The sequence below is a fragment of the Corynebacterium sp. KPL1824 genome (assembly GCF_000478095.1).
GTDB classification, from domain to species: domain Bacteria; phylum Actinomycetota; class Actinomycetes; order Mycobacteriales; family Mycobacteriaceae; genus Corynebacterium; species Corynebacterium accolens.
The window spans coordinates 1,210,335-1,235,444 of record NZ_KI515749.1 but is presented as its reverse complement, the minus strand read 5'-3'; the positions used below and the strand labels follow the sequence as shown (position 1 = coordinate 1,235,444).

24 protein-coding genes and 1 pseudogene are annotated in these 25,110 nt (G+C 59.3%); 9 read left to right on the top strand and 16 right to left on the bottom strand.

Annotated elements, in window-relative coordinates:
- Positions 1-49: 49 nt before the first annotated feature.
- A pseudogene (locus tag HMPREF1267_RS13565) lies at positions 50-208 on the top strand (tyrosine-type recombinase/integrase); the annotation flags it as partial.
- A gap of 123 nt (positions 209-331) precedes the next feature.
- Here the strand turns inward: HMPREF1267_RS13565 and ilvC are convergent.
- From ilvC to HMPREF1267_RS05745, 3 genes are all read right to left on the bottom strand, one after another.
- Complete coding sequence (gene ilvC, locus HMPREF1267_RS05755; RefSeq protein WP_023028707.1) at positions 332-1,345, bottom strand: ketol-acid reductoisomerase; 1,014 nt, start codon at positions 1,343-1,345, stop codon at positions 332-334.
- Between the two features lie 102 nt (positions 1,346-1,447).
- Positions 1,448-1,963, bottom strand: coding sequence for an acetolactate synthase small subunit (ilvN, locus tag HMPREF1267_RS05750; RefSeq protein ID WP_005282517.1), 516 nt, complete (start codon positions 1,961-1,963; stop codon positions 1,448-1,450).
- 3 nt (positions 1,964-1,966) lie between these two features.
- Positions 1,967-3,817, bottom strand: a complete 1,851-nt coding sequence (locus tag HMPREF1267_RS05745; protein ID WP_023028706.1) for an acetolactate synthase large subunit — start codon at positions 3,815-3,817, stop codon at positions 1,967-1,969.
- 305 nt (positions 3,818-4,122) lie between these two features.
- Here HMPREF1267_RS05745 and HMPREF1267_RS05740 point away from each other — a divergent pair, with 305 nt between their 5' ends.
- The 3 genes from HMPREF1267_RS05740 to HMPREF1267_RS05730 all read left to right on the top strand — a co-directional run bounded on the left by HMPREF1267_RS05740 (position 4,123) and on the right by HMPREF1267_RS05730 (position 7,925).
- A complete protein-coding gene (locus HMPREF1267_RS05740) occupies positions 4,123-4,665 on the top strand; it encodes a PH domain-containing protein (protein ID WP_005280251.1) in 543 nt (180 codons plus the stop codon).
- Between the two features lie 56 nt (positions 4,666-4,721).
- Entirely contained in the window at positions 4,722-6,575 is a 1,854-nt protein-coding gene (gene ilvD / locus HMPREF1267_RS05735; RefSeq protein WP_023028705.1) for a dihydroxy-acid dehydratase, read from the top strand.
- 78 nt (positions 6,576-6,653) lie between these two features.
- Entirely contained in the window at positions 6,654-7,925 is a 1,272-nt protein-coding gene (locus HMPREF1267_RS05730) for a glycosyltransferase 87 family protein (protein ID WP_023028704.1), read from the top strand.
- Here HMPREF1267_RS05730 and HMPREF1267_RS05725 read toward each other — a convergent pair.
- From HMPREF1267_RS05725 to HMPREF1267_RS05715, 3 genes are all read right to left on the bottom strand, one after another.
- Complete coding sequence (locus HMPREF1267_RS05725; protein WP_023028703.1) at positions 7,900-8,217, bottom strand: transcriptional regulator; 318 nt, start codon at positions 8,215-8,217, stop codon at positions 7,900-7,902. The genes HMPREF1267_RS05730 and HMPREF1267_RS05725 overlap by 26 nt on opposite strands.
- Positions 8,207-8,662, bottom strand: a complete 456-nt coding sequence (locus HMPREF1267_RS05720) for a hypothetical protein (RefSeq protein ID WP_023028702.1) — start codon at positions 8,660-8,662, stop codon at positions 8,207-8,209. Before HMPREF1267_RS05720 ends, HMPREF1267_RS05725 begins: the two co-directional genes overlap by 11 nt.
- Before the next feature lie 147 nt (positions 8,663-8,809).
- Positions 8,810-9,700, bottom strand: coding sequence for a DoxX family protein (locus HMPREF1267_RS05715; RefSeq protein WP_023028701.1), 891 nt, complete (start codon positions 9,698-9,700; stop codon positions 8,810-8,812).
- Between the two features lie 193 nt (positions 9,701-9,893).
- On the opposite strand from HMPREF1267_RS05715, the gene HMPREF1267_RS05710 reads away from it, so the two are divergent.
- Positions 9,894-10,991 (top strand): glutathione S-transferase family protein, encoded by a 1,098-nt coding sequence (locus HMPREF1267_RS05710; protein ID WP_023028700.1) that lies wholly within the window; start codon positions 9,894-9,896, stop codon positions 10,989-10,991.
- On the opposite strand, the gene HMPREF1267_RS05705 is transcribed toward HMPREF1267_RS05710, so the two are convergent.
- Complete coding sequence (locus HMPREF1267_RS05705; protein WP_005280244.1) at positions 10,960-11,832, bottom strand: ArgP/LysG family DNA-binding transcriptional regulator; 873 nt, start codon at positions 11,830-11,832, stop codon at positions 10,960-10,962. The genes HMPREF1267_RS05710 and HMPREF1267_RS05705 overlap by 32 nt on opposite strands.
- Before the next feature lie 69 nt (positions 11,833-11,901).
- Here HMPREF1267_RS05705 and HMPREF1267_RS05700 point away from each other — a divergent pair, with 69 nt between their 5' ends.
- The gene (locus HMPREF1267_RS05700) at positions 11,902-12,627 is read left to right on the top strand and encodes a LysE/ArgO family amino acid transporter (protein ID WP_023028699.1); all 726 of its coding nucleotides are present in this window, start codon (positions 11,902-11,904) and stop codon (positions 12,625-12,627) included.
- A 114-nt stretch (positions 12,628-12,741) separates the two neighbouring features.
- On the opposite strand, the gene HMPREF1267_RS05695 is transcribed toward HMPREF1267_RS05700, so the two are convergent.
- From HMPREF1267_RS05695 to gatB, 3 genes are all read right to left on the bottom strand, one after another.
- Entirely contained in the window at positions 12,742-14,172 is a 1,431-nt protein-coding gene (locus tag HMPREF1267_RS05695) for a hypothetical protein (protein ID WP_023028698.1), read from the bottom strand.
- A 203-nt stretch (positions 14,173-14,375) separates the two neighbouring features.
- Complete coding sequence (locus HMPREF1267_RS05690; protein WP_023028697.1) at positions 14,376-15,428, bottom strand: NAD(P)-dependent alcohol dehydrogenase; 1,053 nt, start codon at positions 15,426-15,428, stop codon at positions 14,376-14,378.
- A 127-nt stretch (positions 15,429-15,555) separates the two neighbouring features.
- Positions 15,556-17,061 (bottom strand): Asp-tRNA(Asn)/Glu-tRNA(Gln) amidotransferase subunit GatB, encoded by a 1,506-nt coding sequence (gatB, locus tag HMPREF1267_RS05685; protein ID WP_034666924.1) that lies wholly within the window; start codon positions 17,059-17,061, stop codon positions 15,556-15,558.
- A gap of 57 nt (positions 17,062-17,118) precedes the next feature.
- Here gatB and HMPREF1267_RS05680 point away from each other — a divergent pair, with 57 nt between their 5' ends.
- Positions 17,119-17,904, top strand: a complete 786-nt coding sequence (locus HMPREF1267_RS05680; protein WP_023028695.1) for a DUF4261 domain-containing protein — start codon at positions 17,119-17,121, stop codon at positions 17,902-17,904.
- Here HMPREF1267_RS05680 and HMPREF1267_RS05675 read toward each other — a convergent pair.
- The 3 genes from HMPREF1267_RS05675 to HMPREF1267_RS05665 all read right to left on the bottom strand — a co-directional run bounded on the left by HMPREF1267_RS05675 (position 17,901) and on the right by HMPREF1267_RS05665 (position 21,371).
- Positions 17,901-18,866, bottom strand: coding sequence for a bile acid:sodium symporter family protein (locus tag HMPREF1267_RS05675; protein ID WP_023028694.1), 966 nt, complete (start codon positions 18,864-18,866; stop codon positions 17,901-17,903). The two genes, HMPREF1267_RS05680 and HMPREF1267_RS05675, sit on opposite strands and share 4 nt — an antisense overlap.
- 72 nt (positions 18,867-18,938) lie before the next feature.
- Positions 18,939-19,970: an ATP-dependent 6-phosphofructokinase gene (locus tag HMPREF1267_RS05670; protein WP_023028693.1), complete on the bottom strand. Its 1,032-nt coding sequence runs from the start codon at positions 19,968-19,970 to the stop codon at positions 18,939-18,941.
- Positions 19,971-19,994: 24 nt separating this feature from the next.
- The gene (locus HMPREF1267_RS05665; protein ID WP_034666922.1) at positions 19,995-21,371 is read right to left on the bottom strand and encodes a DHA2 family efflux MFS transporter permease subunit; all 1,377 of its coding nucleotides are present in this window, start codon (positions 21,369-21,371) and stop codon (positions 19,995-19,997) included.
- A 47-nt stretch (positions 21,372-21,418) separates the two neighbouring features.
- Between HMPREF1267_RS05665 and HMPREF1267_RS05660 the strand changes: the two genes are divergently transcribed.
- A complete protein-coding gene (locus HMPREF1267_RS05660) occupies positions 21,419-21,742 on the top strand; it encodes a membrane protein (RefSeq protein ID WP_005282483.1) in 324 nt (107 codons plus the stop codon).
- A 77-nt stretch (positions 21,743-21,819) separates the two neighbouring features.
- On the opposite strand, the gene HMPREF1267_RS05655 is transcribed toward HMPREF1267_RS05660, so the two are convergent.
- The 3 genes from HMPREF1267_RS05655 to gatC form a co-directional block, all read right to left on the bottom strand.
- Complete coding sequence (locus tag HMPREF1267_RS05655) at positions 21,820-22,353, bottom strand: META domain-containing protein (RefSeq protein WP_023028691.1); 534 nt, start codon at positions 22,351-22,353, stop codon at positions 21,820-21,822.
- Between the two features lie 86 nt (positions 22,354-22,439).
- A complete protein-coding gene (gene gatA, locus HMPREF1267_RS05650; RefSeq protein WP_023028690.1) occupies positions 22,440-23,945 on the bottom strand; it encodes an Asp-tRNA(Asn)/Glu-tRNA(Gln) amidotransferase subunit GatA in 1,506 nt (501 codons plus the stop codon).
- Complete coding sequence (gatC, locus tag HMPREF1267_RS05645; protein WP_005280231.1) at positions 23,946-24,242, bottom strand: Asp-tRNA(Asn)/Glu-tRNA(Gln) amidotransferase subunit GatC; 297 nt, start codon at positions 24,240-24,242, stop codon at positions 23,946-23,948.
- Positions 24,243-24,441: 199 nt separating this feature from the next.
- Here gatC and HMPREF1267_RS05640 point away from each other — a divergent pair, with 199 nt between their 5' ends.
- Positions 24,442-25,104 (top strand): hypothetical protein, encoded by a 663-nt coding sequence (locus HMPREF1267_RS05640; RefSeq protein ID WP_023028689.1) that lies wholly within the window; start codon positions 24,442-24,444, stop codon positions 25,102-25,104.
- The last annotated feature ends 6 nt before the right edge of the window (positions 25,105-25,110 follow it).

Below are 25,110 nucleotides of genomic sequence, written 5' to 3'. Positions count from 1 at the left end.
TATTCGGCGTATTCCCATCTGCCTTGTGGTGGCGTGCCGTCTGGTGTCCATGCGCGGGGTAGGTCGTCGTGGGGGTGAGGGTGTGGAGTCGGTGCATTTTCATGCGTTGCGGCACTTGTTTGCGTCGCGTCTTTTGAATGCGGGTCTTCCTGTGCAGGATGTCGCTCGGGTGCTGGGGCATTCGGTCGGCACCCTGCTGAAGGTGTATACGCATGTGCTGCCGAGGTCTAATGACCGTGTGGCGGCGGCGATTGATGAGGCGGTTTCTTGCGGGAGTTTGCGGGATCCGCGCCCCTTAGGGTGGTCGGCGGGGGCGCGTGACCTGCGGTTTTTAGGCGGTTTCGTTAAGTGGGTTCTTGACCCAGCTCATGAGATCGCGCAGCTTGGTGCCGGTCTTTTCGATCTCATGCTGCGCAAATTCATCGCGCAGGTCTTCCAGTTCCTTGTTGCCGCCCTCAACGTTGGCGAGCAGGCGCTTGGTGAAGGTGCCGTCCTGAATATCGGACAGGACATCCTTCATGCGCTGCTTGGTATCAGCGTTGATGATGCGTGGGCCGGAGATGTAGCCACCGAACTCAGCGGTATCAGAAACCGAGTAGTTCATATTGGCAATGCCGCCCTCGAACATCAGGTCCACGATGAGCTTCATCTCGTGCAGGACCTCGAAATAAGCCATCTCTGGCTCGTAGCCGGCCTCGGTCAGGACCTCGAAGCCGTTGCGGATGAGGAACTCGACACCACCGCACAGGACGGCCTGCTCACCAAAGAGGTCAGTGACCGTCTCTGCCTCGAAGGTGGTGGGAATAACGCCGGCGCGGGCGCCGCCGATTGCTGCGGCATAGGACAGGGTCAGGTCATGGCCCTCGTTCTTCGGATCCTGCTCAGTGGCAATCAGGCAAGGAACGCCCTTGCCGTCAACGAACTGGCGGCGGACCAGGTGGCCTGGACCCTTGGGAGCAACCATACCGACGGTGACGGACGCAGCCGGCTCAATCAGCTTGAAGTGGATATTCAGGCCGTGACCGAACAGCAACGCATTGCCGTCCTCCAGGTTTGGGGCGATGTGCTCTTCGAAGATCTCCTTCTGGGAGGTATCCGGTGCCAAGAGCATCACGACGTCGGCCCACTTGGATGCCTCCGCGACGGACTTGACCTCGAACCCGGCCTCTTCTGCCTTGGCTGCGGACTTGGAGCCCTCGCGCAGGCCGATAACAACCTCGACGCCGGAATCGCGCAGGTTCTGGGAGTGGGCGTGGCCCTGGGAGCCGTAGCCGATAACCGCTACCTTGCGGCCCTGGATGATCGACAGGTCAGCATCGTCGTCGTAGTAGGTATCAATTGCCATTTCAAATCCTCAATTCTTTGGTAGGAAAAGCTGTAATGAAGCGTCCTGACGCAGAGTATATACCACTGCGCGAGACATTGTGTTCACATCGTGAGATTTTATTTACTTTTTGGGAGCCGTAGCCTTCGGGCCGCGCCCCAAGGCTACGTGCCCCGATTGCACGAGCTCGCGAATACCGAAGGGCTCGAGCACTTCAAGTAGCGCCGCGAGCTTGCCCGGCGTACCGGTAGCCTCCACGACGACCGATTCCTTTGCCACGTCCACCACGCGGGCGCGGAAGATATTTACCGCATCCACCACCTGCGCGCGGTTAGAATTATCAGCCGCCACCTTTACCAACATGATGGCGCGGGCGACGGTGGAATCTTCCTTGAGTTCCACGACCTTGATAACCGGAATGAGCTTATTGAGCTGTTTGGTGACCTGCTCAATAATGACCTCGGAGGCATCCACGACGATGGTCAGGCGGTTAATCCCTGGGGTTTCCGTGTGCGCGGAGACCAAGGACACCAAGCTGTAGCCACGGCGGCTAAACATTCCCACCACGCGGGCGATGATGCTTTCTACATCCTCGACTAATACCGATAAGGTATGGCGAGTTACCTCGTTGTGCGTCATGGTTTATGCCTCCTGGATGGTTTCGTCGATCTCAGCCGGGGTTTCCGCGGCGGATTCAGCTTCATCAAAAAGCGGGCGCAGGCCGCGGGCGTACTGGATTTCCTCATTGGAGGCACCGCCGCCGATCATCGGCCAAACCTGCGCATCTTGGCCGACGATGAAGTCAATGACAACTGGCTTATCGTTAATTTCCTGTGCGCGCTTAATGGCCGGAACGACATCCTCTTCGCACGTGACCCGGATAGCTTCGCAGCCAAGAGCCTCGGCCAAGCGGACGAAGTCCGGGGTGAAGGCGTTTTCTTCGCGCAGCTTGGTGTGCGAATAGTGCTGGTCATAAAACAGCGTCTGCCACTGCCGGACCATGCCGAGGTTGCCGTTATTGATGACGGCAACCTTAAACGGGAAGCCCTCCAAGGCTGCGGTGGTAAGTTCCTGATTGGTCATTTGGAAGCAACCATCGCCGTCGATGGCCCAGACTTCTTTATCTGGGCGCGCCGCCTTTGCACCCAAGGCAGCGGGAACGGCGTAGCCCATGGTTCCGGCGCCACCGGAGTTGATCCAGGAACGCGGGTGCTCAAAGTCCAAGAACTGCGCGGACCACATCTGGTGCTGGCCCACGCCGGCACAGTAGATAGCTTCCGGTCCTACGGTTTCGCTGAGCTTTTCCAAGACGAATTGCGGGTTCAGCAGGCCGTCATCAGTGGGCTCGTAACCGCGCGGGAAACGCTCCTGCATACCGCGCAGGTAATCGTGCCACTGTTTCACATCGGCGGCAGGCTGCACGTCCTTCTTGCGGTACTCCTTGCTCAACGCGGTCAAGCACTTTTGCGCATCGCCGACGATGGGGACCGCAACTTCCCGGATCTTGCCAATTTCTGCCGGATCGATATCGGCGTGGATAACCTTCGCATTGGGTGCGAATGTAGAGGTATCGCCGGTCACGCGGTCATCGAAGCGGGCGCCAATGGCGATGATGAGGTCGGCGCGCTGCATCGCCGCGACGGCTGGGACGGTGCCGTGCATGCCCGGCATTCCCAGATGCAGCGGGTGGGAGTCTGGAAAGGAGCCCAGGGCCATCAAGGTGGTAACCACGGGGATATTCGTCAGCTCTGCAAACTCCAGCAGCTCCTGGGAGGCGTTGGCTTTCATGACTCCGCCGCCGACGTAGAGCACGGGCTTTTCCGCATGCGCCATCAATTCCACGGCCTGGGCCACCTGCCGGTGGTGCGGCTTGGTAACCGGCTTGTAGCCTTGCAGGTCAAGCGTTTCCGGGAAATGGTAATCCAAAAAGCCGTTTTGCACGTCCTTCGGGATATCCACGAGCACCGGACCGGGGCGGCCGGTAGAAGCCAAGTGGAAGGCGGCCGAAATAGCAGAAGGGATCTCTGCGGGATCCGTCACGATGTAGTTGTGCTTGGTAATCGGCATGGTGACACCGCGGATATCGGCCTCTTGGAAGGCATCGGTGCCCAAAAGGTTGCTGCCCACTTGGCCGGTGATGGCGACGATGGGAACGGAGTCCAGGTTGGCATCGGCAAGCGCGGTAACCAGGTTGGTCGCACCAGGACCGGAGGTAGCGATGCACACGCCCACCTTTCCGGAGGCCTGCGCATAACCCTCGGCGGCGTGGCCGGCGCCTTGTTCATGGCGGGTTAGCACATGGCGCAGCTTGGTTGAACCATGCAGTGCATCGTAGAGCGGAAGCACGGCACCGCCTGGAATACCGAATACGAGATCGGTGCCCAGATCTTCCAGCGTGCGGACAATAGCATGAGCCCCACTCATTCGCTCCGCGGGCGCAGCAGAAGTCGCAGCGGCCGCGGAAGCGGGCGTGGGCGAGGATGTCGTTACCACGGTGTATGTGCTCCTTGGGTTGGTCTGTCATGGAAACTGATCATCGAGGGAAACGCCCTAGTTACAACTAAAGCCCCCGCGGGCCGGTGGTCTGCGGGGGCGAAAGCGTCGACGTTCAGAAAACGCCGCGGTCACCGCCGCGCTCGCACCACCTGAAGTCGAATAATGATCATATTTCCAACTATATACCGATAGAATTATATCTGGAAGCGGTTACCCCCTTTTGGGAAAACTTTCCCACATGTTGAAACGCGGCGGAAAAATGGTTCGCTTCCCCACCGCATGGTCAATTAGGCTGGCTGATTATGACCCCACCAGCACAGGACAAACAACCTCGTCAGTCCACCTCCCAGGCAGAGGTCTTCACCCCTTCCCGCGACCACATCTTGGGCATTTTAATTCTGTCCACGATCGCCTTGTTGAGCATCGGCTGGGCGCCCAAATACCTGGGATGGCTGCTCATTATCCCCGTCATCGGCCTATGGTGGGTCCTCAAGGCCCGCACGAGGGTCTCTGAGAAGGGCATCTCCATTTCCTATGCATTCCGCAAGAACGTCTCCATTGCGTGGGATGACTTCGCCGGGATTGGGTTCCAGCGCGCCCGGGCCTTCGCACAGACTAAAAATGGTGCGAAGCATAACCTACCTGGCGTAACCTTCAACTCGCTGCCCCGCTTGGCACAAGCATCCCGCGGACGCATTCCCGATGCCCTCACCCAGGGCCGCGAGGCAGCCGATGACAAGGTCGTCATCGTGCACCGCGACGGGCAGCAGATCCTCTTAAGCAAAGAGGAATATGCTGCGTACCTTGAAAAACACCCCGAGCTTAAAGATTCGGCAGATAATTAAATTTACTTTCTCCTCCTCCCCATCTGATTAATCTATAAGGAATGGTGACTTAAACCATGTTCCCGCTGCGCTCTAAAGTAACTACCGTCGGACGCCAAGCCTCCGGTGCGCGTGCCTTGTGGCGCGCTACCGGCACCAAGGAAAATGACTTTGGCAAGCCGATTGTCGCCATCGCCAATTCTTATACGCAGTTCGTGCCCGGCCACGTGCACCTGAAAAACGTCGGCGATATCGTCGCCGATGCTGTCCGCGAAGCCGGCGGCGTGCCCAAGGAGTTCAACACCATTGCTGTCGATGACGGCATTGCCATGGGACATAGCGGCATGCTGTACTCATTGCCCTCGCGCGAGATCATCTCCGATTCCATCGAGTACATGGCCAATGCGCATACTGCCGATGCCCTCGTCTGCATCTCCAACTGCGATAAGATCACCCCGGGCATGCTCAATGCCGCGATGCGCTTGAATATCCCCACTATCTTCGTCTCCGGCGGGCCGATGGAGGCCGGCAAGGCCGTCGTGGTCGATGGCGTTGCCCATGCACCGACCGACCTGATTACCGCAATCACCGCATCCGCGAACGACAGCGTTAGCGATGCCGGTTTGGCCCAGGTCGAAGAATCCGCCTGCCCCACCTGCGGTTCCTGCTCCGGCATGTTTACCGCCAACTCCATGAACTGCTTGACCGAGGCGCTCGGCTTGGCGCTTCCGGGCAATGGCACCACCCTGGCTACCCACAGCGCGCGCCGTGAGCTCTTTGAAAAGGCCGGCTCCACCATCGTGGATATGTGCCGCCGCTACTACGGCGAAGAAGACGAGTCCGTCCTCCCCCGCAATATCGCCACGAAGGAAGCCTTTAGCAATGCTATGGCCCTCGATATGGCCATGGGCGGATCCACCAACACCATCCTGCACACCCTCGCCGCAGCGCAAGAGGGCGAAGTGGACTTCACGCTGGATGACATTAATGACATCTCCTACCGCGTACCTTGCCTCTCCAAGGTCGCGCCCAACGGCACCTACCACATCGAGGACGTGCACCGCGCCGGCGGCATTCCGGCCATCTTGGGCGAGCTGCGCCGCGCGGGCCACCTCAACCTCAAGGTGCACACCGCCCTCTATGACAATGCGGAGCAATGGCTCGATGATTGGGATATCCGCAATCCCCGCGTAACCGATCAGGCCCGCGAGCTGTACTACGCCGCCCCCGGTGGCGTGCGCACGACGGAGCCGTTCTCCCAGTCCAACCGGTGGGATGAACTGGATACTGACGCGGTCAATGGCTGCATTCACGATGCCGACCACGCCTTTTCATCCGACGGCGGACTGGTGGTCTTGCGCGGCAACCTGGCACCAGACGGGGCCATCGTCAAGGCAGCCGGCGTGGAGGAAGAGCTGTGGACCTTCTCCGGCCCGGCCCGCGTCGTGGAATCCCAGGAGCAGGCCGTGTCCATCATCTTGAATAAAGAGGTCCAGCCCGGCGATGTCGTCGTCATTCGCTACGAAGGCCCGTCCGGTGGCCCCGGCATGCAGGAGATGCTTCACCCGACGTCCTTCCTCAAGGGCGCAGGTTTAGGGAAGGCGTGCGCCTTGATTACCGACGGCCGCTTTTCCGGCGGCACCTCCGGTCTCTCCATCGGCCACATCTCCCCGGAGGCCGCCCACCAGGGCCTTATCGGGCTCATCGAAAATGGCGATACCATTTCCATCAATATCCATGAGCGCGAGCTCACGCTCGACGTGGACGATGATGTTCTGGAGCGCCGCCGCGCCGCGCAAGAGCAGCGCGAAAAGCCATGGACGCCGGTGGACCGCAACCGCCCGATTACCAAGGCGCTGCGCGCCTACGCCGCAATGGCGACCTCCGCGGATCGCGGCGCGGTGCGCGTGGTAGACGGCTATGTAAACTAGCACAATTGGCTGCTAAATCGCTGTGACCTCGGTGGGGGTGCGAGCTCTGTAGTTAAAAATCGCGTAGTTTGTATCGCGATGAAATTCGCTCGTACCCCGTTATTCCGATATACCGTGGCCCTGCTGGGGTTCCTTTTCGGCGCCTGGAAGGTCGTTGAAGACACCCGCATCACAGAATTCCCCATCGATATGGTGGTCTACCGGGAGGGCGTCAAGGCCTTCCTCGAGCACCGCTCCGTCTATAGCGCGCCGATGCCCGCCGGCGATATTCAGCTGCCCTTCATTTATCCGCCCTTTGGCGCCTTGGCGATGGTACCGCTGACGACCTTCGACGCCATCGACCACACCCTGGCCGGCAATATCATGGTTATCCTTTCGGATCTCCTTGTGCTCGTGTGCCTTTACTTCGTTTTCAGGGCGGTGCTCAAGAAGCCAGAATTCCTCTTACCCGTAACCGCCATTACCTGGGCCATTGTCTTACACTTTGAGCCGGTTGACCTCAATAACAACTATGCCCAAATCAATATAGTGGTCATGGCGCTTGTTATCCTCGACCTCGTTCCGCGCAAGCAATTCCTGCCGCAGGGAATCCTCATCGGCGTGGCGGCCGCCATCAAGATAACCCCTCTGGCGATGCTGCTCTACTTCCTCGTGCGCAAGGAATGGAAGCAGATTGCGACCGCACTTTTCTCCGCCGTAGCGGCCACCCTTCTTGCCGCGGCCTTCCGCTGGGAGGCGTTCGTGGAGTTCTTCAGCTCCACACTGCTCGACATGGGCTCCGGCCGTGACTTCGGCGTGGGAACCGAGTACCAGTCCAATAGCTCCATCAAGGGCGCCATTCAGCGCATGTATCCATCCACCGAATCCATGGAGGCGAATGGCCTGACGATAGGCCTCGCGTGGATCGCGGCCTCCCTTATTGTCATCGTCGTTGCGGCGTGGCTCATCAAGCGCTTATGCGCGGAGCAGTTGCTTGTCGATGCCCAATTGGTCACCGCCCTCACCGTCCTGCTCATCTCTCCTGTTTCTTGGTCCCATCACTGGGTCTGGCTCACGCTCATCATCCCGGTCTTCGCCTACCGCGCGTGGAGCTGGCTTTCTACCGGATGGGCTGCCCGCGGCCTCCTGGCCGTCCTCATCGCTTGGGCAGCCCTGCTGCTCACCGTGCCACCCAAGTGGTGGTGGGGAGATCAAGTCGATGTCCATGCCATGAACCACTTCCAGAAATTCTGGGTGGATGACTTCGTCTGGCTTACCCTGGTTACAGTAGCGCTGTATACGGCAGCGTTCTTTGCCGCCCAGCGCAAACAGACCACACGTAGCGCTACTCCTGCTCCGCTAGCGACTTAAGCGCGGCGAGGTGGGCATCGAATGCGGACTTGCCGGTAGCAGTGAGCATGACCCAGACGGTGTCCTTATCGCGGGAAGATCCGTACTCGCGGAATCGGCTGATATAGCCTTCCTTTTCTAGGGCGGTTAATTGTTTGGATAAGGTCGCGGCCGATTGGTCTACTTCTTCCCGCAGCGCCGCGAAGCGCATTTCGCGGCGCACCTGCCCCTCCACCGCACCCCGCGCGTTTAATACCGCGCAGATCTTGAAGCGATTGAGCGGATAGATAACGGGGTCAATATCACTGAGCACTACGGCCCTCTCCTTGCCGCGCTGCAAGGTCCAAGGCACGAGATTGCAGCACCCAGACCATTGCCGCTACCCACAAGACCATGAAGATTACCAATGCCCACGTGTGCTCACGCAGCATGTTCGTAATAAACATCGGGATAAGTATTACTGCCATCCCCGCAAAGTATTTCTTATCGGCTTTGGGCTGGGTATACGGATCCTGGCGATAGCTGGTCCGCACCTTATTTTGGTAATGAAGCAGCGCCCACACAATGAGTCCTAAAAGGACAAAGTAGAAAATGAGAAACGCGACGGGGTGCATCACCTCCGCGAATACGGTCATTCCCACGTAGAACGCTGCCAATGCAATCACTAGGAGGATATTTTGCACAAGCCGCTTTCGCTCAGCGTTTTTATCCTGCAGGCTGTCATTAAACTCGAGCGACTTCTTTAGCTCATCTTCCATCTTCTACCACCATCTCCAAAATCCGGTATTCCATACTTTCCATCATAGCAATTCTTTCACTTTCCATAGAGGAAAGCAAGGGTAAAAAGGAAATCCCCACCGCATTAACTGCAGCGGGGATCCACTTACACGGTAGCGAGTAACAGGCTAAGCGATGGGGTTTACTGCCGCGCCAAAGAACCACACGGCAACTAGGATGGCGATACCAACCACCACAAAGACCCACGACGTACCCAGTGGGCGCCGCGCCCAAGAGCGGCCAAAGTCCAAGGAAATGAAACCAGGACCGGTAAATTGCAGGCCAATCGCGATAACGAAAAGCACCAGGGATAGCCATACCGAGTCCGGCCAATCAAAGACCTGCAGACCAGCACCCGATTCCGCCAGCTCGTGCAAGGCGGTGAAACCGGTAACGACTAAACCGAGCATGGCCGCAAGAGGGCTAATCAGGCCCAAAAGGAGGAATGCTCCGGCGATCAGCTGCACGGTTGGTACCGCCAGGGCAAAGGAATTAGCCCAAGCGTACTGCGAGTAATCACTTTCCAAGCCGGAGACGCCGGCGCCATCGCCAAGCGAGAAGAACGTAGCTACGCCGGCAATAATGAGATAGGCGCTCATCGCCAAGCGGACGAAGAAGAGGCCAAAGTCAATGGTGCCGCGGCGCCCATAGCGCTTGTAGCCATCCTTATCCTCCTGCTCCTGCTGAAGCTTGCGCTCTTGTTCCGCCCGCTCTTCTGGGGTTAGGGAAACATCATCTGCCGCAAAGCCCTCGGTCTGCGCCGCCGCTGCGGGATCCAATACCGCGGTATCCTCACCTGCGGATTGCTGGTTTGCCTGCTGTGCGGCGCCATTAGCGGCAAGGTTGGACAAAACTTCCGTCTCCGCTACCTCTTGCTTCTGCGGCCGAATTTCTTGCGGTTCGGCGCGCCCAGCGCGGGCAAAGACATCGGGGTTATCCTGCCGCATGGAATCATAGGCTGGGACGTTAAGTTCCTCGTCTAAGGGATTGGCTTTATCCGGTTGCTGCTTATCGCTCATATGACCAATTTAAGACAGTTGCCTGCAATTTTGCGGTACCGTTAACGGCGCGCCGCAATTGTTCCCACGCCCCCCTTTCCCTAGCCCCCATCTTGTTGTAATATCAACAATGTCACATAGTTGACATATAAACATTAATTACCGGCGGGATACTTCCCCGCCTTATGAATCCACCAGAATTGGGAATGAATCGATGACTTCACACGACTCCGATTGGGCAGGAGATGCCCGCAATGCGTCACCAGATGGCGAGTTTATTCGCGATACCACCTATATCGAAGACCGCATTTCACCTGAGGTATCCGAGGTAACCGCGCAGGATGATGGCACCTTTTACTGGCCTATGGAGGCCGGCCGTTACCGCCTGGTGGCGGCCCGTGCCTGCCCGTGGGCGCACCGCGCGGTCATCGCTCGCCGCCTGTTGGGCTTAGAGGACTCCATTTCCTTGGCCCTCGCCGGGCCCGTACACGATGCGCGGTCCTGGACATTCGACCTCGACGAGGGCGAAGTGGATCCGGTTTTGGGCTACAAGCGCCTGCAGGAAGCCTACTTTAAGCGCTTTCCGGACTATCCCCGCGGAATTACCGTGCCTGCCTTGGTAGAAGAATCCACGGGACGGGTAGTCACCAATGATTATCCTTCTATGGTGCGCGATTTCATTGAAAAGTGGACGGACTTCCAGGCAGAAGGTGCTCCCAATCTCTTCCCTGAACAGCACCGCGACGAGATGGAAGAGCTCAACGAGTGCATCTTCCACGGCATCAATAATGGCGTGTACCGCTGCGGTTTCGCCGGCTCGCAAGAAGCCTACGAAGAGGCCTATGGCCAGCTGTGGGAGGCGCTCGACTGGGCCGAAGAGCGCCTGGGCACCCAGCGCTATATGGTTGGCGAACACATTACCGAGACCGATATCCGCCTGTTTGCCACCCTCGTGCGCTTCGATCCGGTGTATTACTCACACTTCAAGTGCTCGCGCCACAAGATCCAGGAACTGCCCAACCTGCGCGGCTACCTGCAGGAACTATTCCAGCTACCGGGCTTTGGTGATACCACCGATTTCACCGAGATCAAGCAGCATTACTTTGCCACGCACACGGAAATCAACCCCACCCGCATCGTTCCGGTGGGACCGGATATGTCCTGGTTAGCAGAGCCCCATGACCGCGATCGCTTTGGCGGCCAACCCTTTGCCCCCGGCGTGCGTCTCCCGGGTCCCATTCCCTCCGGCGAGGAAGTAAAGAATCCGGAAGACTTTCAGCTTAAGCTCTTCCCAGCCCCGCAGCCGCGTTAATCACGGACCGCGTCAGATCGCTTAAGACCTCAGATTCTAGGCGCCAACGCTGCCAGTAGAGGTCGATGTCGAGCTGGTGGTCATCGAGAAGCAGCAGCTCTTTCGACTCCACCAGTGGCTGAGCCTGAGCCTGCGGCAATAGCCCCCACCCCAGGCCCACGCGCACGGCCTCCAGGTAACCTTCCGAAGAAGGAATCTGCGAAACCCTGGCGCGCACGACGTGAGAATCAATAAAGCGCTCGCGCATAGCATCATCGAGCACCTGATCATTGGGACCATAGCCCACCAGCGGCATCGTCTCCCAGGTAAACCGCCCTGAATGAAAGCCCTCCGCGATATGCGGGGCGGCAACGGCGAAATAGCGCATGGTCCCCAAGAACGTGGAATCGCACCCGGATACCGGCGAATGCTCCCTCGTTACCGCACCCAAGACATCGCCGCGCCGCAGCATCGCGAGCGTGCGGGCCTCATCCTCAATGCGGATGCGCAGGGCAACGTCTCCCCGCTGCGCGGTATCGCTTAATACCTGCGTAAACCAGGTGGCGAGCGAGTCGGAGTTGATGGCCACCGACAAGGGCACGCGCGCTAGGCGCTGGCCCAACCGGGCATCGGTTTCCGCCTGCACCAACGCCATACGCCGTGCCGCCTGCACCAGGATCTCCCCGGCTTCCGTCGCCCCCACCGGATTCGCCCGCCGCACCAGCACGCGGCCGGTGCTCGCCTCCAACGCCTTGATGCGCTGGCTTACCGCAGACGGAGAAATCCCCAGGACCGAGGCGGCGACCTCAAAGCTTCCTTCTTCCACGATAGCCAGCAAGGTTTCCAAATGTACCGGGTTCATGAAGCTATTCTAAACCATATGAAGATAGATTAACTGGACTTATTTACCGCTTGGATTCACACTAGAGGCATGTCCATCGTGCTTGCTGGTTTTGTGCTTGGTTTGTCCCTCATCGTGGCCGTCGGCCCCCAAAATGCGATGCTGTTGAAATACGGCATCCGCCGCGATCACATCGGGCTCATCATCGTGGTGTGCGCGCTTTCCGATGTCATCCTCATTACCTCCGGCACCGCCGGTGTCGGCTACCTGGTTGAGCGCTTTCCCAATGCGCTTGAGGCGCTCAAGTACATCGGCGCAGCATACCTCGCCTTTTTCACCTTCACCTGCTTCCGCGATGCCTTCAAAACCAAGGGCGAGGCCATCGACGTGGAATCTACTTCCCCGAATTCGACCGAGGAAGTAGCGACCTTCGACGGCGACGGCGACAGCACGGGTGGGGCCGGCACCGAGCACGGTTCTGTCGCCACCGCTACCGCCACCCAACGCCAAGAGATCAAGCGCTCGCCCTCTTGGGTCAAGCCGCTTCTTACAGCGCTGGCGCTAACCTGGCTCAACCCTGGTGCCTATGTCGACGTTTTGGTCATGCTCGGCGGCATCGCCAACCAGTATGGTGACCCCGGCCGGTGGCTGTTCGCCGGCGGTGCCATCGCCGCCAGCTTTACGTGGTTCCCCGTCATTGGCTTTGGCGCTGCTCGCTTCTCCCACGTCCTCTCCCGCCCCGAGGTATGGCGCTGGATCAACGTTGGCATCGGTGTCATCATGATTGGCCTGACCCTCAAACTCCTCCTGCTGTAATCCCCTGGCCCAGCTCCAGCCCTAAGAGTTAATAGGGGCATCGGCAAGCACAAGGCATAGAAAATCCCTCCTCAGGAAATCCTGGGGAGGGAAATTTATTGCCTGAAGGCGAGACTACTTCTGGGAGCTTTCCGCTTCGGAAGACTCATCGTCTTCCTCCGGATCACCGATAGCACCGGTTTCCTCGATCCACTTTTCAATCTCTTCCGGCGAGCGGTCGTGCTCTACGCCATCGCGCTCGATGTAGTAGGTGTGATCGTCCTGGTTTTGCTTCTCAAATTCTTCCTTATCAAAGTCCACATCGTCATCACCGTCGAGCTTTTCCGTCACCTCGGTCACGAGCTCTTCATAGAGGGCCTCGCTATCCATATTGGAATCCTCGAGGTGCTGGCCAATCTCGTCGTCGTAGCGCTCTGCGTCGTATTCCTTGTTCGGATTCAGCTTCAGGTGCATCAGCGAACGCACGCGCTCGCGACGCAGCGCCTCGTCCTGAATCTTGGACTGGCTGCGGAACCATGCAAAGACCAAGACGGCCACCATCGCGATGCCCATGTAACCGATGACCGGGTAGACGTACTGCATCAAGGTCTTGAAGCCGAAGAAGGAAACGCCAAAGCCCGCGAAACAGCCAGCGATGAAGATAACGCGGAACTTGGACTCGTTGCCGGCGGAGAGGCGCTTACCCAATGCGTAAAACATACCGATGGCGGTATTGAAAATCATCAGGTAAATAACGATGGCCATGATCCCGCCCAAGACTGGGTTGACGCTATCGACCAAGGACAGCATCGGGATATCGGAGCCCTCGATCTCCTCGGCGTTCATCAACAACGCAAAACCTGCCAGGCCCATCATGACGGAGTAGACGATGCCGCCGAAGATGCCGCCCCAGCCGGCCTCGCGCGGGCTAATATTATCGCCGCCGATGACCAGCGACATGGAAACCGCCAGCATCAAAGCCAGACCGTTGTAGTTCAGCGCGGAGACCAGCCAGTTGCCAATCGGGGTATCGATCTGGCTGGAGGCTTCCATCGCTGCGCCAATATCGTCCGGCATATGGAACATGGTGTAAATCGCCACGCCGATGACGGCGATGATGATGGACGGGGTAAGCATACCGATGACCTTGGACACCTTATCGACGTCCATCATGCCGACGGCAATCACGAGCCCCAGCATCAGCGTCGAGCCGATCCAAGCCGGCCAGCCAAATTGCTGCTCCATATTGGAACCTGCACCGGCCAGCATCACGAAGCCGATAGCAAAGAGCGTGATGATAACGGCCACGTCCAATAGCTTGGACACGATGGGGTGGGTGACTTTGCGGAAGACCGTGTTGTGCTCAGTGGCGTGGAAATAGCTGCCCAATTGCAAGAACACGGTGCCCGCCAGCGTCATAATGGCCGCTGCGACGATAATGCCGGCAATACCCCAAGAGCCGAAGGCGGTGAAATATTGCACGACCTCCTGGCCCGTAGCAAAGCCTGCGCCTACCAGCAGGCCCACGAAGGACATGGCCATGGCGAGAATATTTTTATAAGACACAGTTGCCTAACTTTTGTAGCGGATAATTTTCACACACCAGTGCGCGCGTTCCAGGCCCCCTCCTTATCCCCCCGACGCGTGCAGGGAGGCGCGGCGCAGGAGTGTGCTCCTGTGCACATGGTACGTAAGCCAATAACGAAATCCTACTTGCACGTGCGTGAAATACAATACATCATCTTTTGGTGATGAAGTAGCTTACATACTTAATCCGCGAAAGTTTCCGTATCGATGACGAAGCGGAACTTTACGTCACCGGCAACAACCCGCTCATAGGCTGCGTCAACGTCATCAACGCCCACCTTTTCGATGACCGCGCCGATGCCGTGTTCTGCACAGAAGTCCAGCATCTCTTGGGTTTCGGCAATGCCGCCAATATTGTTTCCGGTCAATACCTTGCCGCCACCGACGAGGTTGCCCATCGTGATTCCCAGTTCCTCTGGGGGCAGGCCGACCACGGACATGATTCCCCGCGGCTTCAACAGCTGCAGGTAGTCATTGAGGGAATAGGAGGCGGAAATGGTAGACAAAATCAGATCGAACTCGCCCTTGTGGTTGGCAAAGAAATCGGGGTCCTCACCCGTTGCCAGCACCCGCTTCGCGCCGAGCTCATAGGCTTCTTGTTCCTTGCGCAGGGACCGGGAAATGACGGTGACCTCAGCCCCCTTGGCGGCGGCGATCTGCACACCCATGTGGCCCAATCCGCCAAGGCCAACGATGGCTACCTTATCGCCCTCCTTGACCTGCCACCGGGCCAAGGGCGAGTAGGTGGTAATACCAGCGCACAAGAGCGGGGCGGCGACATCAAAGTCGAGGCCTTCTGGAATCGTCAACACGAAATTCTCATTGACCACGACCTTTTGCGCATAGCCACCCTGGGTAATGGTTCCATCAACGTCTTCAGAGTTATAGGTTCCCACCGAGCCGTTCAGGCAGTTTTGCTCTTGCCCATTGCGGCACTGCTCGCAGACCCCGCAGGAATTGACCAAGCAGCCCACACCCACGCGGTCGCCCGCCTTAAACTTGGTGACCTTGTCCCCTACCGCTTCGACCACGCCGGCGATCTCGTGACCCACCGTCAGCGGGAAGTGGGCCTCGCCCCACTCATTGCGAATGGTGTGAATATCCGAGTGGCAAATTCCGGCCGCCTTGATATCGATGACGACGTCATCCTCGTGCGGATCGCGGCGTTCGATTTCTACGGTGCGAAAGGGTGCATCTGGGCTCGTTTTTTGCAGAACTTTAGATTTAATTGGCATGTCACATAGTCTACGCTTTACCGCCCTGACCTGCCCAAATGAAAACTATGGTCAATTTAAAACCACGAAAGCCAGCCTCCGACCCCCTGTGGAAGCAGGGACGAAGACTGGCTCGGTCAGTGGCGTATTAGCTCAGCTTCTCCGCGATCAGCTTATTAACCTGGCCCGGATCCGCCTTGCCCTGCGTCGCCTTCATCACGGCACCGACAATCGCGCCGGTCACCTTCTTATTGCCGGCGCGGTACTTCTCCACGATGTCTGGGTTAGCGTCAAGGGCATCATCTACTGCCTTTTCAATGGCACCGTCATCGCGCACGACCTCGAGGCCGCGCTTGGCGACGACCTCGTCAACGTCGCCCTCGCCCGCCAGCACGCCATCGACGGCTTGGCGCGCCAACTTGGTGGTCAGTTTGCCTTCCTTGACCAAGGCGATGACGCGGGCAATGTGGGCTGGGGTGATATCCAGTTCGGCCAGGGTCTTGTCCTGCTCATTGGCCTTACCTGCAAGATAAGACACCCACCAGGAACGAGCCTCGTCCGGCTTCGCGCCGGCTTCGACCGTCTCCACGATGAGGTCCAGTGCGCCCGCGTTGACTAGGTCGCGCATCTCCTCGTCCTTAATGCCCCACTCCTTTTGGATGCGGGCGCGGCGGACCCACGGCAGCTCCGGAAGGGTTGCGCGCAGCTCTTCTACCCACTCGCGCGGGGCGATGACCGGCGGCAAATCCGGGTCATTGAAGTAGCGGTAGTCTTCCGCAGTCTCCTTCGGGCGCCCCTTGGAGGTAGAGCCATCGGTTTCTTGGTAGTGGCGGGTCTCCTGCTCGATGCTGCCGCCATCTTCCAGTACCTGTGCCTGGCGCTGCATCTCAAAGCGCACGGCCTGCTCTACCGAGCGCATGGAGTTGATGTTCTTCGTCTCGGTACGGGTACCGAATTCTTCTTGGCCGATAGGGCGCAAGGAAAGGTTGGAGTCCACGCGCATGGAACCTTGGTCCATGCGGGCATCGGACACGCCCAATGCCGCGACGAGCTCGCGCAGCGCCGATACATAGGCCTTCGCCACCTCGGGGGCGCGCTCGCCGGCACCGATGATGGGCTTGGTAACGATCTCAATGAGCGGGATGCCCGCGCGGTTGCAGTCCACCAGGGATGCGGTAGCGCCGTGGATGCGGCCATCGGCGCCGCCCAGGTGGGTCAGCTTACCGGTGTCTTCTTCCATGTGGGCGCGCTCGATTTCCACGCGCCATTCCGTGCCGTCTTCCAGCACGACGTCGAGGTAGCCGTCATAAGCAATCGGCTCATCGTACTGGGAGATCTGGTAGTTCTTTGGCTGGTCCGGGTAGAAGTAATTCTTGCGGGCAAAGCGCGAGGATTCCGCGATGGAGCAATTGAGCGCCAGGCCGATTTTGATTGCGCCCTCCACGCCCTTGGAATTAACCACGGGAAGAGCCCCGGGAAGGCCCAGCGATACCGGATCGATATTGGAGTTAGGGGCTGCGCTGAAGTTCGTGGCAGAAGTGGAAAACATCTTGGTTTCCGTATCCAGCTCCACGTGGACTTCCATGCCCATTACCGGTTCATACTTGTCGAGGACCTCGTCGAAGTCCATCAGGTCATACATCGCAGCAGTCATGCGTGCCATCTTAATACGTCCGTGCACTCTCGTGCGCTAGCCCCTAGGGTGACTGTCATGACGACTCCACATACAGTAGACACTTCGCTTGTCGATGCCCCACTCATCAACATCGCCGTCTTTTCCACCGCCCCCTCTACCGAAGAGATCAAAGAGGCCATTACCGGCACGTTTTCGGGGCGTGCCGGCGAGATTACTCCCGGCAAGAACCCGGGCAGCCTCGTCGTTCCTATCGATGGCGCGTTTGTCCTGCACTACCAGACCATCGATTCCGCACCCACCCCAGATAGTTACGGCCTCCACCCCATCTTGAGCGCCGATGCCGGCGACCTCAACACCGCGGGAACCCAGGTGCTGGTCTCGGTCCTTCCGGATAATCAGGAACACGACCTCTCTCACCAATTCCGCGAGCCGCGCCGCGAGCACCTAGAGCTGCTGTCCCAGGCGACGACCGCGGTAGCCCAGCACCCCAACTGCCTCATCATCCACAACCCACGCGGAAACGTCTCCATCTCCCCGGCGATGTTTAATGACGCCGTGCGCAATAACCTCGCCCCCATGCACATCGCGCCGGTGTGGATTACCCAATCTGGCGGCGAGCTCCGCGGCTACTCCATGGGCCTAGTCCAAGCGGGTCACCCGGAAATTCAGGCGCGCACCAGCTCGATGGATCCCACGGACCTCTATTACAAGCTGGCAAATATCGCCGACCACATCCTGCAAGGCGCCACCGTCAAAGGCGGCGATACCTTAGCCTTCGAGGAAGGCCAAGCCCCACTCACCATCACGGAGGAGCCCTGGTTCGTAGACCAGAACTTCCCCGCTGTCACCATTCATTTTTAGCTGGCTTTGGCCTTGCGGGCATCGCTAAAGCGGCACAGGGCAGCCAAGATCGCGCCGGACAAGTTGTGCCACACAGAAAAGACGGCGCCGGGCAAGGCGGCCAGTGGGCTCATATAGGAAGAGGCAAGGCTGGTGGCTAACCCGGAATTCTGCATTCCTACCTCCACAGCCATGGTGCGGCGGACCGGAACCGGCTGGCGGGTAAAAAGGCCTGCGAGGTAGCCCAAGCCATAGCCGCACGCATTGTGAATGACCACAGCGGCAAAGACCAGCGCACCGGCGGTGGCTATATTGTCATGTGCGCCACCAACAACAATGCACACGATCAAGGCAATCGCGGTAACGGAGATCCACGGCAATGCCGCCTGAATCTTTGCCACGAGCCGTGGAAGCAGTATGCCGATGACGATGCCCGCGATGACCGGAACGAGCACCACCTTGACGATGGACCACGCCATCGAAGCCGCGGAGACCGGCATGTATTCGCCCGCCAACCACAAGGTCAATAGCGGGGTGAGGATGGGCGCCAAAAGCGTAGAGATGGAGGTCATGGTCACCGAAAGCGCGACATCGCCGCGCGCTAAGTAGGACACCACGTTAGAGCTCGTGCCGCCTGGGGCGCAGCCGACCAAAATCACTCCGGCCGCAACCGCCTCTGGCAGGTCCATGACTGCCACCACGGCGAGCGCGATCAGCGGCATAATGACGAACTGTGTCACCACGCCAAGCACCACCGGCAGCGGCCGTCGCACCACGAGCGCAAAATCGACAGGCTTGAGGGTAAGCCCCATGCCGAACATGACGATGCCCAGCAGCGGGGTTACCTGCGGGGCAAAGGATGCCGCGGTATTCGGGGCGATGTAGCCAATAATGCCACCGATGATAACGAGCATGGGAAAGCCCAGAGCCGCGATGAGCGCCTGCCGTTCTTCCTGTTTTTCTGTAGCGCTATTGGTACTCATAGACAAAAGAATACCCTCCCACCATGTGAGAGGGCGATCTTAATATTCGAGACGGCGGAGGTTTAACGGGCCTTAACCGAAGAGGGCCTGCGCATTGCGGTAGCGGGCATCGGGCACCGTCTTCAGCGTACCCACGGCCTCTTCCAAAGGCACCAGTTCGATATCTTCGCCGTGCAGGGCAACGCACATTCCCGAGTCCCCATTGTGCGCCGCGCGGGCAGCGTGCACGCCGTAGCGGGTTGCCAGAACGCGGTCATACGCGGTGGGCGTGCCGCCGCGCTGGATGTGGCCCAACACGGTGGTACGCACGTCATAGCCGGTGCGCTTATTGATTTCATCGCCAATGACCTGGCCAATCCCATTGAAGGTTTGGTGGCCAAACTGGTCGACGCCACCGGCTTCAAACTCCATGGTGCCCTCCTTTGGCAGGGCACCTTCGGCCACGCAAATGATGCCGTACTTCTCGCCCATCTGGAAGCGGCGTTCCATCGCCTTGGTAATCTCCGCGATATCGAAGGGCTCTTCTGGAATCACGGTGTAGTGTGCGCCGCCGGCCATGCCTGCGTGCAAAGCAATCCAGCCCACGTGGCGGCCCATGACCTCCACGATGAGGATGCGGTTGTGGGACTCCGCCGTCGTGTGCAGGCGGTCGATCGCATCCGTTGCCACCGATACCGCGGTATCGAAGCCGAAGGTATAGTCCGTGGCGTTGACGTCATTGTCAATGGTCTTCGGCACGCCTACAACGGGGATGCCATTATCGTTGAGCCACTTAGCACCCTTGAGCGTGCCTTCGCCGCCGATGGCAACGAGGGCATCGACCTCGGCCTCGCGCATATTCGTCTTGATCTGCTCCAGGCCGGCCTTAAATTTATCGGGGTGCAGCCGACCGGTGCCCAAAATGGTGCCGCCGCGCAAGAGAATCCGGTCGATACCGGCATCATCGTAAAGATCGCGCCGGCGGTCTTCTAAGAGGCCAACCCACCCGTCTTCGTAGCCCACGACGGTATCGCCGAATTCGTTGGATGCGGTTCGCACAACCGCACGGATTACAGCATTCAAGCCGGGGCAATCGCCACCGGAAGTCAGTACAGCAAGACGCATATCCCCCAATTTAGCGCAGGATTTTTATCCATGCAGCGTGTCCACGTAGCGCAGTGAGGAGATAAGTCCCACTACCAGTGCGATGACAATCACAAGGAGCGAATTGATGATCGCCGTGGTCGGATTACCCGTTTGCATCACGGCGGAAACTAGGGCCACGCCCACCACGGATCCCACTTGGCGGGAGGTGTTATACGCCCCCGACGCCGCGCCCATGTGGTGAGGTGAAATATCGCGCAGCGTCGTTGCCGCATTAGAGCCCCAGATAAAGGACTGGCCAATTCCTAAGACGGCGATGGGCGGGGCCAGCCACCACGGGTTGGCATCGGCATGCATGACCCACCAGGCCAAACACAGCGAGGCGATCATCAGGCTAAAACCCACTAGCCCCATCAGGCGCGGATTCACCGCGTCCGTGAGGATGCCTGCGATGGGCGACATCAGCATTGAGACCAGCGCCATGGGAGCCACGATGATGCCGGCCTCACCGGCAGATAGCCCCTTGACCGATTGCAGCCACAACATCACCGGCAACATGACCGAAGCCGCCATAAAGCCCATGGTCAAAATGCCCACGGAGCCGGCCGCATAGTTGCGGTTGTGGAAGAGCTCCACCGGAAACAGCGGCGTGGAACCGCGATCCTGCGCGCTAGCCTGCAGGCGCACGAAGGCAATGCTTACGGCAATGCCGATGGCAAGCACCACCAATACCCGCCAATCCCAGTCCAGCTCTGGGCCTTGTTGGATGCCGAAGACGATGGACCCTAACGCAATGAGCGAGACTATGGCCGAGGGCTTATCGATGTCCTGGGCTGTGGTCGGCAGTTTCGGTATCCACAGCAGAGCCAGCACGATGGCGGCAATGACAAATGGTACGTGCACCCAAAAGGCCGCTTGCCAGCCAAAATAAGCCACAAGGAATCCGCCGAGGAGCGGCCCGGCCAAGGATGCCACCGAACCGATAATCCCCCACACCCCCAGCGCACGCCCACGGCGCTCGCGGGCGAAGACCCGGTTAATAACGGACATCGTCTGTGGCATTTCCAGCGATGCTCCCAAGCCCTGCACGATGCGCGCGACGATGAGCACTTCTATCGACGGCGCCAGCGCGCACGCTACTGCGCCGATCCCAAACAGCCCCACGCCGATGCAAAATAGGGCGCGCTGGCCGAGGACATCGCCAAGCCGCCCCGTAAAGAGCAGCGGCACCACCACGGCAAGCAAATAGGCGGCCGAGACCCACAAGATTTCATTGACCGTGGCGCCTAAATCCACCTGAATCTCCGGCAGGGCGATGGCCACCATCGACTGATCCAACAGGGACACGAAGAAGCCGAGGGATAGCGCGAACATGGCGCGCCATGCTTGGCGCTCAGGTGGCAGATTAGTCTCCACAGTCATGGCAGGAATTCTAGCGGGGCGCACAAATCAGGCCTAGACTGGCCACCATGTCCATGATTGATATCAAAAAACCACAAGACGTATCCACCGCCACCACCGTTACCCTCGGCCTCATCGGTGGTTGGGTCACCGCCCGCGAGACCGGCATTCGCCCGCTCGGCGGCGTCATCCTCGGCGCTGCGGGCCTGTGGGCCGGCCGTTCCTGGGCAAAGAAGACCAACCCAGCCACGACCGCTGGCCTGTCCGCCCTGTACGTCGGCGCGTTCGGCGCTTCCCACCCATTGGCAAAGAAGATTGGTTCCTGGCCAGCAGTCCTCGCCGTGACGGCCGCCTCTGCGGGCGCCGCCTACGCGCTTTCCGATGCCAAGTAGTCCACCCCACCACATACACAACAGCACCATGGTCCCCCGCCAAGGAGGATCATGGTGCTGAGTGGTCTTGTGAGTATTTACTCAACGACGTTGAAGACAACGGCGTTGTCCTCAGTGCCCAGTGCGGCCTGGCCGTCAGGCAGGGCATAGAAGGAAGGCTCGGACTCGAGGACGTCACGCAGGGAATCAGAAAGTTCCTGGGTGTGGTCATCGCATGCCGCCATAGTGGAGGCGAAGTCACCTACGTGGATGGTGCCATCCTTATCCACATCGTAGGAGGTGGTGTAGGTATTGCAGCCATCGTTGAGGACCAAGGACTGATCCTTGTCGAACTGCACGGTGAACTTGCCGTCTTCCTTGACGGAGTGCAGCTCACCGGTGATGGTCTGGCCCTCGATATTCGGCACCAGCTTGTCAGCGTCTGCCGGCAGGGATTCCACCAAGTCGCTCTTGGCGGTGGAGTCTGCTACCTCGGTACCGGGCTCAACCGGTGCGGGGTTTTCTGCTGGTTTGGGAGTTGCTGCGGGCTGTTCAGCGTTTGCTACGCCCATGGCCATGAGCGCAGCTGCGGAGACGGACATCGTCGCGGTTGCAATCTTTTTCAAAGTCATACCCAGTAATTTACCCCTGCCGGATGGGCATCCGACAGGGGTGTAGACGAATCGTTATCTAATCCGCAGCTATTTCACAGTGACAACTATTTTAAATAGCGCGGCAAGTTTTGGCGCTTCGCTTCGTAGGCCGCACCCACCTTGTACAGGCGATCATCCTGGAAAGCCGGTGCCATGATCTGCAAACCGGTAGGCAGGTTGGTATCGGCTGCCATGCCGGAAGGCACGGACATGCCGCACAGGCCGGCGAGGTTGAGCGGCAAGGTGCACAGGTCGAAGTTGTACATCGCCATGGGGTCTTCGGCCTTCTCCCCCAGCTTGAACGCGGTGGTCGGGGTGGTCGGCGAGACCAGCACGTCAACCTGCTCGAAGGCGCGGGCAAAGTCCTGGGCCACGAGGGTGCGTACGCGCTGCGCCTGCAGGTAGTAGGCATCGTAGTAGCCCACGGACAGCGCATACGTGCCCAGCATGATGCGGCGCTTGACCTCGGGGCCGAAGCCCTCTGCGCGCGACTGGGACATGACCTGCTCCGCGGAGTGGGATCCGTCATCGCCAGCACGCAGGCCATAGCGCATGCCATCGAAGCGGGCCAGGTTGGACGAGACCTCACACGGCATGATCAGGTAGTAGGCGGCCAAGGCCTCGTCGAAGTGCGGGCAGTCCACCTCGACGATTTCCGCGCCCTGCTCGCGCAGCTGTTCCACGGCGGCGTGGTAGTTCTCCATCACGCCGTCCTGCCAGCCATCGCGCTCGAATTGCTTGATAAGGCCTACCTTGACGCCGCTCAGGTCCCCATTCGCGCCTTCGCGGGCGGCCTCCACCACGGGGGCAACCGGCTTGTCCACAGATGTGGCGTCGAAGGCATCGTGACCGGCAATAACCTCGTGCAAGAGCGCGGTATCCAGGACGGTACGACCACAGGGACCCGCCTGGTCCAGCGAGGACGCGGCCGCGATCAGGCCGTAGCGAGACACCGTGCCGTAGGTGGGCTTTACGCCCACGGTATTGGTGAGCGCCGCCGGCTGGCGGATGGATCCGCCGGTATCGGTACCAATACCCAACGGAGCCTGTCCCGAAGCCAGCGCCGCTGCGGTACCGCCGCCGGAACCGCCCGGGGTGCGCTCGGTGTCATACGGGTTGTGAACCGGGCCAAAGGCGGAGTTCTCATTGGACGAACCCATCGCAAACTCATCCAGGTTCGTCTTGCCAAGGATGGGGATGCCGGCCTCGCGCAGGCGCTTGGTCACCGTGGCGTCGTAGGGAGACATGTAGCCTTCAAGCATCTTGGATGCGGCGGTGGTGGGGGCATCGGTAGTAACCAGCAGGTCTTTCAAGGCCAGCGGCACGCCGGCCAATGCCGATGCGGGCTTTTCGCCGGCATCGAGGGCCTTATCCACGGCATCGGCAGCCGCCAATGCTTCCTCCTGCCCCACGTGCAGGAAGGAGTTAAGTTCGGGATTGGTTTCCGCAATGCGGTCCAAAAAGGCCTGGGTAACCTCGCGGGAGGTCACCTCGCGCGCGTGAATCTTGTCCGCCAGCTCGGCGGCGGTCAAAGAGGTCAGTCCCTCCGCAGGTACAACAACGTTGGTCATTTACTCTCCTCCCAAAATCTGCGGCACGACGAATCGCTCATCTTCCACGGCCGGCGCTTGGTCCAAGGCCTGCTCGGCGGTAAGGGTGCGCACGATGACGTCTTCGCGCATCGGTGCATCCACGGAGTGCGGGTGGCTCATCGGTTCCACGCCTTCAGTGTCCACGTTCCTTACTGCGGAAACGGAATCAACAATTTCATCAATCTGGCTTGCGAATTGGGCTAGCTCTTCATCGCTTAATGCCAGGCGGGAAAGCTTGGCAAGGTGGGCTACCTCATCACGCGAAATCTCAGACACGCGAACTCCATCCTTTTTCCATAATCGGCGCGCAGGTGAAAATTATTTTCCCGCGCGTACTATGTAAATTGCTAAGGCTCCATGATACTGCACCAACCCGCGCGGTTGCCGAGTCACCCCGAATTATTGCCCCTTGAACGCCGCACTGTGACCCAGGTATCGTAAATGGGACTACAAGCTACTGAAAGCGTGCGACTTAATGTCTTACCTAATCCGTGTCCTGCTTCCCGATACCCCTGGTAGTTTGGGCCAGCTTTCGGAGGCCTTCGGGCTGGTTGAGGGCAATATCCAATCCGTTGACATCGTAGAATCCTTCCCGGATGGCACCGTCATGGATAACATTGTCATTGAGCTCCCCGCAGACGCTATGGCCGATGCCTTAATTACCGCCGCCGCCTCTGTTCATGGCGTGGAAGTAGATTCCATTCGGCCCTTCAGCGGCCGCGTGGACCGGCGCGGGCAGATCGAGTTATTAGCGCGCGTTGCCGCCAATGCCTCCAATGTCACGGCAGCGATGGAGGAAGTCGTCGCGGCCATCCCGAAGGCGGCGACCTCCACGTGGGCCATCGTCATTGACAATAATGAGCCCATTCACCGCGTGGCCTCCTCAAACGCGGCCCCTGCCGATGACGATACGATTCCGGTCGATCTCAACATCGACAGCGCGCGCACCTTGCACCCCGATAAGGACGAATGGGTGCCAGAAAGCTGGGCGCTGCTCGATTCCGCCCTGGCCGCCGCTCCCCTGGGAGATACCGGGATGGTCATCGCCATGGGCCGCACCGGCGGGCCGGAATACCTGGCCTCTGAGGTCGAGCACCTCGGCCACATCGGCACGATTTTGGGTGCCTTCCTCAAATAAGCCCGG

Bases quoted from the DNA above. Each gene is read 5' to 3' on its own strand.
- ilvC (WP_023028707.1), bottom strand. From the start codon at position 1,345: ATGGCAATTGATACCTACTACGACGACGATGCTGACCTGTCGATCATC.
- ilvN (WP_005282517.1), bottom strand. From the start codon at position 1,963: ATGACGCACAACGAGGTAACTCGCCATACCTTATCGGTATTAGTCGAG.
- HMPREF1267_RS05740 (WP_005280251.1), top strand. From the start codon at position 4,123: ATGACCCCACCAGCACAGGACAAACAACCTCGTCAGTCCACCTCCCAG.
- ilvD (WP_023028705.1), top strand. From the start codon at position 4,722: ATGTTCCCGCTGCGCTCTAAAGTAACTACCGTCGGACGCCAAGCCTCC.
- HMPREF1267_RS05730 (WP_023028704.1), top strand. From the start codon at position 6,654: ATGAAATTCGCTCGTACCCCGTTATTCCGATATACCGTGGCCCTGCTG.
- HMPREF1267_RS05720 (WP_023028702.1), bottom strand. From the start codon at position 8,662: ATGGAAGATGAGCTAAAGAAGTCGCTCGAGTTTAATGACAGCCTGCAG.
- HMPREF1267_RS05715 (WP_023028701.1), bottom strand. From the start codon at position 9,700: ATGAGCGATAAGCAGCAACCGGATAAAGCCAATCCCTTAGACGAGGAA.
- HMPREF1267_RS05710 (WP_023028700.1), top strand. From the start codon at position 9,894: ATGACTTCACACGACTCCGATTGGGCAGGAGATGCCCGCAATGCGTCA.
- HMPREF1267_RS05705 (WP_005280244.1), bottom strand. From the start codon at position 11,832: ATGAACCCGGTACATTTGGAAACCTTGCTGGCTATCGTGGAAGAAGGA.
- HMPREF1267_RS05700 (WP_023028699.1), top strand. From the start codon at position 11,902: ATGTCCATCGTGCTTGCTGGTTTTGTGCTTGGTTTGTCCCTCATCGTG.
- HMPREF1267_RS05690 (WP_023028697.1), bottom strand. From the start codon at position 15,428: ATGCCAATTAAATCTAAAGTTCTGCAAAAAACGAGCCCAGATGCACCC.
- gatB (WP_034666924.1), bottom strand. From the start codon at position 17,061: ATGACTGCTGCGATGTATGACCTGATGGACTTCGACGAGGTCCTCGAC.
- HMPREF1267_RS05680 (WP_023028695.1), top strand. From the start codon at position 17,119: ATGACGACTCCACATACAGTAGACACTTCGCTTGTCGATGCCCCACTC.
- HMPREF1267_RS05675 (WP_023028694.1), bottom strand. From the start codon at position 18,866: ATGAGTACCAATAGCGCTACAGAAAAACAGGAAGAACGGCAGGCGCTC.
- HMPREF1267_RS05670 (WP_023028693.1), bottom strand. From the start codon at position 19,970: ATGCGTCTTGCTGTACTGACTTCCGGTGGCGATTGCCCCGGCTTGAAT.
- HMPREF1267_RS05665 (WP_034666922.1), bottom strand. From the start codon at position 21,371: ATGACTGTGGAGACTAATCTGCCACCTGAGCGCCAAGCATGGCGCGCC.
- HMPREF1267_RS05660 (WP_005282483.1), top strand. From the start codon at position 21,419: ATGTCCATGATTGATATCAAAAAACCACAAGACGTATCCACCGCCACC.
- HMPREF1267_RS05655 (WP_023028691.1), bottom strand. From the start codon at position 22,353: ATGACTTTGAAAAAGATTGCAACCGCGACGATGTCCGTCTCCGCAGCT.
- gatA (WP_023028690.1), bottom strand. From the start codon at position 23,945: ATGACCAACGTTGTTGTACCTGCGGAGGGACTGACCTCTTTGACCGCC.
- HMPREF1267_RS05640 (WP_023028689.1), top strand. From the start codon at position 24,442: ATGTCTTACCTAATCCGTGTCCTGCTTCCCGATACCCCTGGTAGTTTG.